Annotated in this window: 9 protein-coding genes; all 9 read right to left on the bottom strand. The window is 75.4% G+C overall.

Annotated elements, in window-relative coordinates:
• A partial coding sequence (locus BU198_RS00580) for a zinc-ribbon domain-containing protein (protein ID WP_188294804.1) occupies positions 1-87 on the bottom strand: 87 nt, incomplete at its 3' end.
• Positions 88-90: 3 nt separating this feature from the next.
• Positions 91-654, bottom strand: a complete 564-nt coding sequence (locus BU198_RS00575; protein WP_188294803.1) for a phage tail protein — start codon at positions 652-654, stop codon at positions 91-93.
• Positions 651-2,612 carry a putative baseplate assembly protein gene (locus BU198_RS00570; protein WP_188294802.1) on the bottom strand — a complete coding sequence of 654 codons (1,962 nt, stop codon included), beginning with the start codon at positions 2,610-2,612 and terminating at the stop codon, positions 651-653. The genes BU198_RS00575 and BU198_RS00570 overlap by 4 nt, the downstream gene beginning before the upstream one ends.
• A complete protein-coding gene (locus BU198_RS00565) occupies positions 2,612-3,049 on the bottom strand; it encodes a GPW/gp25 family protein (protein ID WP_188294801.1) in 438 nt (145 codons plus the stop codon). Before BU198_RS00565 ends, BU198_RS00570 begins: the two co-directional genes overlap by 1 nt.
• Positions 3,046-3,366, bottom strand: a complete 321-nt coding sequence (locus BU198_RS00560) for a PAAR domain-containing protein (RefSeq protein ID WP_188294800.1) — start codon at positions 3,364-3,366, stop codon at positions 3,046-3,048. Before BU198_RS00560 ends, BU198_RS00565 begins: the two co-directional genes overlap by 4 nt.
• A gap of 75 nt (positions 3,367-3,441) precedes the next feature.
• Positions 3,442-5,220, bottom strand: coding sequence for a VgrG-related protein (locus tag BU198_RS00555; protein WP_188294799.1), 1,779 nt, complete (start codon positions 5,218-5,220; stop codon positions 3,442-3,444).
• Complete coding sequence (locus tag BU198_RS00550; RefSeq protein ID WP_188294798.1) at positions 5,217-5,954, bottom strand: LysM peptidoglycan-binding domain-containing protein; 738 nt, start codon at positions 5,952-5,954, stop codon at positions 5,217-5,219. Before BU198_RS00550 ends, BU198_RS00555 begins: the two co-directional genes overlap by 4 nt.
• Positions 5,955-6,018: 64 nt before the next feature.
• Positions 6,019-6,444, bottom strand: a complete 426-nt coding sequence (locus tag BU198_RS00545) for a phage tail protein (RefSeq protein WP_188294797.1) — start codon at positions 6,442-6,444, stop codon at positions 6,019-6,021.
• An 88-nt stretch (positions 6,445-6,532) separates the two neighbouring features.
• The gene (locus BU198_RS00540) at positions 6,533-6,817 is read right to left on the bottom strand and encodes a hypothetical protein (protein ID WP_188294796.1); all 285 of its coding nucleotides are present in this window, start codon (positions 6,815-6,817) and stop codon (positions 6,533-6,535) included.
• Positions 6,818-8,092 lie beyond the last annotated feature (1,275 nt).

The following is an 8,092-nucleotide window of genomic DNA, read 5'->3' as shown; positions in this document are numbered from 1 at the left end:
GCGCGACCAGCCGAGGTAGGCACCGCAGTTGCCGCAGAAGTCGTCCCCCTCCCCGTTGGCCGTTCCGCATTCGGGGCACACCGGCATCCGTCAGCCCTCCGCTCGCCCGGGTGGGCCGGGCAGGATCTCCACCCGGCAGGTCAGATGGACCGGACAGCCCGCCCTGACGACGGACCGCACCTGGTCCTCGTCCGGTGCCGGACCGCGCAGCGGCCAGACCCGGACCAGCACGTCCCCGCCCGGGGCGGGCGGCAGCCCGGCGTCCGGGTCGGTGGACCAGGAGGCGCCGCCGCCGTCCACGATCTCGGCTCCGGCGCCGAGCACCAGCCGCAGCCGTTCGGTGAGGCCGCGCCGGGTGCCGCGCCAGCGGTGCAGCTCCACGGCGCGCTCGACCACCGCGCGGCGCACCTCCACAGGCCAGGCCGGGTCGGTCTCCACCGCGACCCAGGAGGCCAGCCAGTCGAGGAAGTCGGCGGGGGCGAGGCCCGGCCGGAAGTACGCGGGCAGGTTGTCCAGGGTCGCGAAGACCGGGGCGAGGACGGTGTCCAGGCCCGCCGTGAACCGCTGGGCGAGGTCGTCGTCGGCGAAGAGCGCGGGCAGCAGTGCGCCGATCGGGTGCGGGCTGGGCAGCCCGGGGACGGCGGCGCGGGTCATGACGCCCCGTCCTCGGCGACCGCGGTGACCACGACCTGGTGCTGGTGCGAGAAGACCAGCGCGTCCGCCGGGACCTCGACCCGCTCGGCGGGCGCGCCCCGGCGCCCGGTGATCGGGTCCGCCGGGAAGAGCCGCAGCTCCTCGACGCCCGCGACGGGCGCGACCCGCTGGAGCACCGCGAACACCTCCCCGTACTGCACCGCCCGGCCGAACGGCCAGCCGGTGCCGTCGGCGCCGCCGCGCAGCGGGTTGAGGTACCGGTACAGCGCGGCGAGCACCTCCTCGCGGACCCGGTCGGGGTCGGCGGAGCGGGTGGTGAGCCGGGCGACCACCGTCACGCCCTGGTAGGTGGGCGGCTGCACGACGAGCCGGGTGCCGATCAGCCGCCGCTCGTCGAGGGCCGTGGCGACGGCGGCCAGCAGCTGCTCGTCGGGGATCAACTGCTCGAACCGCAGCCGGTCGCCCTCGTCCGCGACCGCGTCCGGGACCACCAGCACCCGTACCGCCCCCGCCTCCGCGCCGGCGGCCGGGACGCAGCTGACCCGGGCCGCGGACGGCGCCGCCTGCCGGGCGATCAGCTCGAAGTCCCCCGCGGTGACGGCGCGTTCCTGGAGGCGCAGCTGGTGCGGGGCACGGGCCTTGGCGTTCTCCACGGTCTCGCCGTCGACCCCGCCCCTGGCCGCCTCCCGGTTGTCCACCCGGGCGATGTACGGGACGGAGCTGCGCAGCACCGTGACGGTGTTCCTGGCGACGTTGCCCGCGATCCCGCCGCCGGTGCGGTAGTGCGGGACGCGCAGCTGCGCACCCTTGGGCGGTACGGCGCCGAAGGCGCGCAGGCTGCCGTCGGGTTCGCGGACCGCGGGCGGGAAGAGGAACTCTCCGGTGGTCGCGTCCAGCACCACGTGCCGGTCGGCGGGCGAGGACTCGCCGAAGTGCTCGACGACCGTCCACCGCTCCCAGCCCTCGCCGGCCGCGACCTCGACCACCGGGGGCTCGCCGTCGAGCAGCACCGGCGGGCGGGCGAGCCGGAAGCGCTGGCCGGCCACGCCCTCGGAGGAGCCGAGCGGCGCGCCGGTGACGGTCTGCGCGTGGACCGCGGTCGCGGTGCCGCCGACGGTGAACACCTCGGCCCGGCGGATGGTCGGGGACTCGGAGTAGAACGGCTGGCCCGGCCGCGGCTCGGTGACCCGGCAGCGCAGCCACCCGGCCCGGCGGCCGGCGACCACCGAGGCGGTGTGCCCGGCGGGCACGAACACCACCACCTCGCCGGGCCGGTTGAGGCCGCCGGTGGTGTCCTCGCCGGTCTCGCACGGGATCCAGCGCGCGCCGTCCCACACCTCCCAGGCCAGCGGCGGCTGGCGCGGGTCGACGCCGACGCCCTCCACCCGGCTGTCCAGCCGGACGACCAGGATGCAGCGCGGCACCACGGCCGGCAGGGCGAGGAGCATGGCGTCCCCGGCCACCGGGCGGTGCTGGAAGCAGGGCACGTCCGTACCGTCGGCCAGCCGGGCCGTGACGTCGGACTGCTCGCCGGAGGCGGAGACGGTGACCAGCCGCTCCAGCGAGCTGGGGACGACCGGGAGGTCATCGGCGGTGGAGAAGACCACCGCCTCGTCGGTCTCGGTGCGCAGCGTGGAGACCTCGGTGCCGGCCCGCAGCAGAACCGTTTCCGGCTGCGGGGCGGAGAGCCAGAAGTCGACCTCGGCCCGGGCCGCGGCGGGCGGGAAGAGCCGGATGCCGAGCAGGTCGAGGAAGGCGGCGTAGTTCTTCTCCGGCACCCGGTTCAGCCGGTAGAGCAGCTGGTCGACCAGGTAGGCGAAGGTCTCGATCAGGGTGACGCCAGGGTCGGAGACGTTGTGGTCGGTCCACTCGGGGGCGCGCTGCTGGACGTACCGTTTCGCCTCGTCGACGAGCTGCTGGAAGCGGCGGTCGTCCAGGTTCGGGGAGGGCAGGGCCATCAGCTCGCTCCCCCGGCCGTGGTGGTGAGGGCGTCTCCGGCCGGGTGCTCGGGGATGGTGTAGAAGGGGAAGACCAGGTTGCGGCGGTCGTTGGTGGCCCGCACAGTGTAGTGGACGTCGATGTAGAGCGTGCCCTCCTCGACGCTGTCGAAGGCGATCACCACGTCGTCGACCTCGATCCTGGGCTCCCAGCGCTCCAGCGCGATGCGCACCTCGCGGGCGATCCGCCCAGCGGTGGTGCTGTCGCCCGGGGCGAAGACGTACTCGTGGATGCCGCAGCCGAACTCGGGGCGCATCGGCCGCTCGCCGGGGGCGGTGCCGAGGATCAGCCGGATCGCCTCGGCGAGTTCGCGGTCGCGCTCCACCATGCCGATGCCGCCGGTGGCGTTCACCCGCAGCGGGAAGGCCCAGCCTCGGCCGATGAAGCTGCCGGTCATGCCGCGCCCCCGATCAGGACGTTGAACGCGCCGGCGACGATGGTGGCACCGCAGGTCGTCTTGTCGCCCATCCGGGCGGCGGGCAGGCCGCCGATCAGCACCACTCCCCCGGTGACCGCGCCCGGCGAGGGCATCACGAGGTTGCCGGGGCCCAGCGCCAGGTGCGGGGGGACGACGCAGGCGTGGACGGTGCCGACCACGGCGGCGGGCCGGCCGCCGATCAGCACGGTCGCCACCTTGAGGGCGGCGCCCGGCGGCGGGGTGGTGAGGGCACCGCCGTGGTCGGTCGGGTCGCCGGTCCGGGCTGCGGGGGGCATCTGCGGTCTCCGTTTCCGTGGGTGCCCCGCTGGTCGTGGGCACGTGCTTGCTGCCTTGTTCGTTGTGATGTTCCGTCAGTTGATGCGCACGAGGGCCCCCTTGAGCACCGCCTGGGCGCCGCCGTCCACGGTGACCGCCGTCGTGCCCCGCACGGTGACCGATCCGCCGCGCACGTCCACCGTCCCGGTGCCCGCGTCCAGGGTGATGCCGGAGGAGGTGAGCCGCACCGTGCTGCCGGCCGCGCCGCCGAGGCCGTGGACGGTCAGCACGATCTCGCCGCGCTGCTGGTCCAGGCTGACCTCCAGCTTCCCGTTCCCGCTCGCCAGGTGGACGCCGGACTTGCCGCCCGGCACGTCCAGCAGCTCCATCCGGTGGCCCGAACGGGACACCACGGAACGGCGGTTGACCTTGCCGGAGCCCGCGTCGACCAGCGGCACGTCGTGCGCGGAGGGCCGGTCCACGCCGTTGTAGAGCCCGCCGAGCACGTACGGGCTGTCCAGGTCGCCCTGCTCGAAGCCGACCAGCACCTCGTCGTTGACCTCGGGGCTGACCACGCCGCCGCCCCCGGCGCCGCCCCACTGCACGGTGCGCACCCAGTCGGAGACGTAGGTGTCGTCCAGCCAGGGGAACTTCAGCTTCACCCAGCCGCGCTGCCCGCCGCCCGGCTCCCGGACGTCGGTGACCACGGCGACGGCCAGGCCCGGCATCCGCGGCCCGCGCGGCGGGGCGTTGCCGCCGCTGGTGAGCCCGGCCAGCGAGCGGTCCGGGGCCGCGCTGACCACGACGGTGGTCCGGTAGCCGCGGAACGGTTCGAGCAGGTGGCGCACCCCGGTGGCGGTGTAGCGGCCGGAGAAGGCGGCGCCGACGTTCCCCAGGGCGACCGCGGTGCCGGCCCGCAGCCGCGGGTTGCCCTCGGCGACCACCTCCAGCTCGCCGAAGCCGGCCGCCACCGAGGCGGCCAGCGACCCGGCCACGGCGGCGGTCTCCGCCTGGGTGCGGTACGGGGTGTCGGCGACGGTCAGCTTGGCCTTGCCCGGGAAGGCGGAGGTCACCACCGAGGGACTCATCCCCGGCTGCACGGTCCTGGAGGTCACGGCCGGCTCGGTGGCGACCAGGGCGCTCTTGGTGGTGACGTTCCAGCCGCGGGCCTCGACCGTGTCCGCGCCGCCTGCCCCCGTCAGCACGCCGCGCAGCTCCAGCAGGTTGCGGCCGTACTCCAGCACCAGCGGGTTCTGCGGCGCGGGGGTGGAGGGGGCCGGCGCGCCGGAGGCGGGATCGGGCCGGACGAACTCCAGCTTCCCGTCGTCGTCGACCCGCACCTGCGCGCCGCTCTCCTGCGCCAGGAACTGGAGGAACTCCCAGTCCGGGACGTTCGCCTGGGAGAGCTGCTGGTGGACGACCGGAAAGGCGTCGACCTTCCCGCAGGTCAGGCCCGCGCCGGTGGCGACCTGGCGGACGATGTCGGCGGTCGTCATGTTCCGGAAGGCCTTCACCCGGCGCCCGCGCATCAGCCGGTGGGTGACCGCCGCGGCCCGCACCACGGTGTACGAGCCGGTGGTGTCCACCTCCAGCTCCAGCGCGGTCACCTCGCCGGTGAACAGCCGGGCCCGGGTGTTCCCCTGCACGGTGACCACGGAGATCCGCAGCGGGGTGCCGATGGTGATCCCGGTGGCGGAGAGGAAGGTGTGGTTCGCGTCCCGGAAGCTCAGCACCGCGGTGTCGGGCAGGCCGACGCTCTCCTCGATGTCGCAGGAGACCAGCTGGGCGGCCCAGACGGGCGGCAGCGGGCCCGGCGCCTCGACGACGGGATCGGCGGCGAAGGACCGGCCGCCCCGGGCCTCGGGTGTGGTCACGGCCGACCTCCCTGGGGCTGCCCGGTCCGGGTGAGTTCCTCGATCCCCGGCACGATCAGGTCCACGCCGGGGACCAGCGTCAGCGGATCGTCGATGTCGTTGGCCTCCGCGATGGTGCGCCAGGCGGTGGCGTCCCCGTACGCGCGCCAGGCGAGCAGCGGAAGGCTGTCGCCGGCGATCACCCGGTGGGTGCTGCGGGCCTCCGGCGAGCCCGAGGTCGGGTTCTGGCCGGCCGGGTCGACGCTGGCCTCGTCGATGCTGAGCGAGCAGACCGCCCGCAGCGGCTTCCCGTCGACGTCGAACAGCGAGTAGGTGACCGAGAGGCCGGTCAGCACCCCGTTGAACGACGTGGTCTTCAGGGTGCCCCAGTCCAGCCGGATCCACGGGCTGGCCGGTGTCTTGCGCGCCAGGCTGGCCGGGGTGGGCACGCACGCCGTCATCAGCTGCTCGACCGCCCGCTCCACCGAGTTGTCGTGGGTCGCGGTGGAGTCCAGGAACACGTCGAGGGAGAGCGAGCGCGGACCGCTGCCGACGAACTCGGGCAACGCGGACTCGCCCGCCATCCGGGACGGGGTGCGCCGCCACTCGGTGGTCTTGCGCAGCACCAGCGTCGCCGGGTTGAACTGGAGCCTGAGCCGCGCGAGCACGCCGCCGGGCTGGGCGCCGACCGTGGACGGGGGCTCCATGATGGTCAGTTGGGCCCGGGTGACGCTGGCGGGGACCGCTGGGGACATCCTGGTGCTCCTTCCGTGGTCGAGGGGGCTCGCTGAGGGGACTCGCTGCGGGGGCGGGTGGAGGTCAGGAGGGGCGCAGGCCCGCGTGGGCGATCTCCAGGGTCTCCATCGCGGCCAGGGAGTTGGCGGGGTCGAAGGACGGCCCCTCCCAGCGCACCGGGACGATCCCGAGCACCTGCCAGCCGACGATCCGGCTCAGGTCCGGCCGCAGCGCCACGATCTCGCCGTCCTTCGGCTCGACCTTCCGGACGATTTCGGACAGCCAGCGGGCGATCTTGGTGGTGTCGGCGGTGACCGCGCGGGTCAGCGTGATGTTCGACCAGGTGATGCGGCCCGGCAGCTGCCAGGCGAAACCGTTGTTGCCGCCCTCCGCGTACTGCTCGATCTCGACCTGGGCGCCGAGTCCGGAGCAGGTGGTGAACTCGCCCAGGTCGTTGCCGCCGATGGTCAGGCTGAAGAACACACTGGACGCGAAGATGGTGTCGGTCATCGGTTCCGCTCCCTGCTTCCGGTCACTTCGCTGCGGCCTCCTGTCGGCCTTCCACCTGGTCCGTGTTCTGCTCTGCGCTGCGCTCGGCTCAGCGGCGCATGTCGTACGGTCTGCCGCCGCGCTCCCTGCCCCTGCGCAGTTCGGTGCGCAGCAGCCGGCCGACGGGTTCGACCAGGCGCCGGGCCAGCTCGTCGAGGTCGGAGGGGTCGGCGGCCGGATGCGCGGTCGGCGCGCCGGGGGTTCCGCCGGGGGCCTTCGCGGGGGCCGGGGCGGGCTGGGACGACGGGGCGAGCTGCACCGTGGTGGGTGTGCGCGCCGGCACGGCGGTCAGCGGCACCCCGGTCAGGCCCGCCTGCTCGGCCACCCGCTGCAACAGCCGCGCGGTGCCGGGTGGGGGCGGCGCGGCCGGTACCGGCGGCGCAGACGGGGCGGGCCGTACGGCGGGAGTGCTCGTGGCCTGGCCGGCCGGCAGCAGGGCGCGGGCGACGACGGGCGCGGCCGCGGTCGCGGAATGCGGGCCCGGTACCGGGTTCGTGCCCGCGGCGGCGGGCGGCTGCGCCGGGGCCGGCCGCGGAAAGCGCGAGGGGGTCGGAAGGCGCTGGATCGACGGAGTCGTCACGGGCCTGAGCCGGACGACCGGCGGACGCGGGGTGCTCACTCGTGCGGACGACGGGGTGGCGGCGGGCTGAGGGGCGTGGTGGTCCGCGCTCGTGGCGCTGGCCTGTCCTGCCCATGGCGTCGCGGGAGCGCTCATGGCCGGGACTGCCGCAGGAGTTCGGCCGGGCAGGGCGTGCGGCGGGTCCGCGGGGGCCGCCACAGGCGGGGTGGCAGCGGGCGCCGCCGGACCTGCCAAAGCCGACGGAGCCGACGGACCTGCCGGACGCCGGGAGAAGGAACGTTGCACCACGGCCATGAGCCCGCGGGACGCCTCCGCACCGGCTGCGCCGCCCGGCCGGGTGGCCGCCGACGGGGTGCGGGGCTGCGCCGGACTCGTCTGCGAGGCGGGCTCCCTGGTCGCGGTGCCGCTGCCTCCGGTGCCCGGCGAGCGCCCGGAATGCGCACGTGGACGCGAGCGCTGCGGGACGGCTGCGGCTGCGGTCGGCTCGCCCGCCGGTCCCCCCTCCGTACGGGACGCGAGCGCGTGGGGCCAGACGGCCCGGACCACGGGTGGCGTCGGTGTCGGGACGGCACCGGTGGAAGCGGTGGCGGTGGTCGTGAACGGTACCGGCGGGGTGGCGAGGACGGCCGTCAACCGGCGCTCGCCGATCAACCCACGCCTCTGGCCGGGCAGTTGCACGGCTCGCTGCACGCCAAGGCCACCAGCGGCCGGACGCGCGGGAACCGTCACGGGAACCACCGGGCGGCCGCCTCCGGGCGCGGTCGGCTGCGCAGCGGGCGTTCCCGTTCCGGGGGACGCCGATGCGCGCCTGCCGCGTTCCGTACTCGGCTGTGCACCCCGGCCACCGGCGGCCAGGGTCGCCGGACCGGCCGGTCGACCGTCGTCACCGCTCCCGGAGAGGGGCGGGGCCTCCACCGGACCGTCGCCGGAGCTCCGGGTGGCGCGCTGAACGGGCAGCCCTTCGCCGGCCGCCGGTGCGCCGACGGCCGGGGCCGCGTCGCTCGTCACCGGGGCCGTGATCCGCTGGAC

Origin of the sequence: Streptomyces sp. CBMA156, from assembly GCF_014596515.1 — a bacterium.
Lineage (GTDB): Bacteria > Actinomycetota > Actinomycetes > Streptomycetales > Streptomycetaceae > Kitasatospora.
Note: the sequence above shows the minus strand (reverse complement) of the source record. Positions and strands in the feature narration are given on the sequence as shown.

Bases quoted from the DNA above. Each gene is read 5' to 3' on its own strand.
- BU198_RS00575 (WP_188294803.1), bottom strand. From the start codon at position 654: ATGACCCGCGCCGCCGTCCCCGGGCTGCCCAGCCCGCACCCGATCGGC.
- BU198_RS00570 (WP_188294802.1), bottom strand. From the start codon at position 2,612: ATGGCCCTGCCCTCCCCGAACCTGGACGACCGCCGCTTCCAGCAGCTC.
- BU198_RS00565 (WP_188294801.1), bottom strand. From the start codon at position 3,049: ATGACCGGCAGCTTCATCGGCCGAGGCTGGGCCTTCCCGCTGCGGGTG.
- BU198_RS00560 (WP_188294800.1), bottom strand. From the start codon at position 3,366: ATGCCCCCCGCAGCCCGGACCGGCGACCCGACCGACCACGGCGGTGCC.
- BU198_RS00550 (WP_188294798.1), bottom strand. From the start codon at position 5,954: ATGTCCCCAGCGGTCCCCGCCAGCGTCACCCGGGCCCAACTGACCATC.
- BU198_RS00545 (WP_188294797.1), bottom strand. From the start codon at position 6,444: ATGACCGACACCATCTTCGCGTCCAGTGTGTTCTTCAGCCTGACCATC.